General features: G+C 74.6%; 1 protein-coding gene and 1 pseudogene. Both read right to left on the reverse strand.

Annotated elements, in window-relative coordinates:
* Window positions 1-67: 67 nt before the first annotated feature.
* Complete coding sequence (locus ACFW2E_RS39440) at window positions 68-1042, reverse strand: lytic polysaccharide monooxygenase (RefSeq protein WP_384474669.1); 975 nt, start codon at window positions 1040-1042, stop codon at window positions 68-70.
* 367 nt (window positions 1043-1409) lie between these two features.
* A pseudogene (locus ACFW2E_RS39445) lies at window positions 1410-1890 on the reverse strand (hypothetical protein); the annotation flags it as partial.

Here is a 1890-nt window from a genome sequence, read left to right on the forward strand (position 1 = left end):
GGGTTACCGTGTCGGTCCGCGGGCCGCGCCCGGCCCCCCGCCCGGGCCCCGCCCCCGGACCCCTGGGTCAGCGGCCGTGCCGGCCGCCCGCCGCCCGCCGCCGGACCGAGATGAACAGCGCCGCGGAACCGAGCGCCAGCGCCGCCGCACCGCCGACCGCGATGTAGGGGGTGCGGCTGTCGCCGCCGGTCTCGGCGAGGTTCTCGGTGGCGCCGGCGGCCCTGGGCTCGTTCGCCGGGGTGGCCTTCGCCCGTGTCGTCGGCTTGGCCGACGTACTGGCGTCGTCGTCCCCGTGACCGTGGTGCTCGATCGTCGACTTGCCGGCGCCGGCCTCGATCTGCTCGTCCGAGGGCGCGGAGGCGGTCGGCGCCGGCGTGGTGCCGCCGGTGGAACCACCGCCACCGCCCTTGCCGCCGCCGAAGGTGACGTCCGAGCAGGAGTAGAAGGCCTCCGGGCTGTCCGACCGCTGCCAGATCGCATACAGCAGCTGCCTGCCGGAGCGCTCCGGGAGCTTGCCGGGGAACGTGTAGAAGCCGCCCGAGGCGACCGGGTCGGTGGCCGTCGCGACCGGGTGCGCAAGGTCCAGGTCGGCCCAGGCGAGCGGCGCGGACGGGTCGTAGCCCGGCTTGGTGACGTAGACCTTGAAGGTGCCCTTGTGCGGGGCGGTCACGCGGTATCTGAAGGTGTACGAGCCGCTCTTCACGCTCGTGGCCGGCCAGTCGGCGCGGGCCAGGTCGAGGCCCTTGAACTCCTCGTTGTTCGCGCTGCACAGCTTGCCGTCCGGGATCAGCGCCTGGTGCCGTCCGTTCGCGTCGCCGATCCGGATGCCGTTCCAGTCGTAGAGCGCCTGCGTGCCACCGGCCGCGACCGCCGCCTTGCAGGCCGCCGACCCCGGGCTCTCCGGACCCTCCGCGTAGCACTGGGACACCCGGCTGACCGGGTCGCCCATCGAGCCGTGCGCCGAGGCGGGCGCGGCGGCCAGCGCGGTCAGGGCGAGCGGGGCCATGCCGAGGACGGCGGCGGCCTTGCGGCGAGCGGACATGGGGAACTCCTCGGAACGGTCCTCGGGCGCGGGCTGGATCCCGTACGGGCTGGATCCCGGTGGGGGGGATCCCGTGGGGGTGATCAGAAACTAGCCGCTGGAAACCGTGAAATCGCCTGCTGGAGGCGGGTGATGGAGATCCTTATGGTGCCGTTAAGGCAGGGCTAACTGGGGGCTCAGAAAGCGGACCGGGGGGGGCGGCGCCAGCCGGGGGGGGGGGGGGGGGGGTGTAGGTGGGGGGGGGGGGGGCGCCCCCGCCCCCCCCCCAGCGGGGGGGGGGGGGACCCACCCCCCGCCCGCCCCCCCCGCTCCCCGGCGCGCCCCGGTGCGGGTTCATACTTCGGGCGGTGCGTGCCGCCCTGCGGACTCAGCCCTTGGCGTGCTCGTTGCCCAGCGTCGCCCCGGCGTCCCGCTGGCTCGGGATCACCGCGAGCGCGCGCACCGCCATGGTCGCCCGGTGTTCGTCGGCCTCCGCGCACAGCGCGCGGGACGCGTCGTTGAAGCGGACGACGGACGGCGGGTCGGACGGGCCCAGCAGGTGCAGCTTGAGCTCGGTGCGGGCCTCGGCGTAGCTGTCCTTCTCGGGGTGGCGCACGGACTCCAGCAGGGCCGCAACACCGGAGGCGTCAGGGGTGAGGACGGCGCCCGCGCGGACCGTGGGGAAGGTCTCGCGGAAGTCCTGCTCGGGAAGGCCGCTGGTGTTGGTGACGGCGTAGGGCTTCTCGCTCTCCAGGTAGTCGGAGATGACGCTGGAAACGTCGCTGACCAGCAGGTCGGCCACGTTGAAGCAGGCGTAGACGGTCGGCCGGGCCCCCACGACGATCTGGTGCTCCCACACGGGGACCGAG

This window comes from Streptomyces sp. NPDC058964 (assembly GCF_042741275.1).
Taxonomy (GTDB): Bacteria; Actinomycetota; Actinomycetes; order Streptomycetales; family Streptomycetaceae; genus Streptomyces.

What these genes read in the sequence shown, in the direction of transcription:
- ACFW2E_RS39440 (WP_384474669.1), bottom strand. Translation starts at nt 1,042, where the DNA reads ATGTCCGCTCGCCGCAAGGCCGCCGCCGTCCTCGGCATGGCCCCGCTC.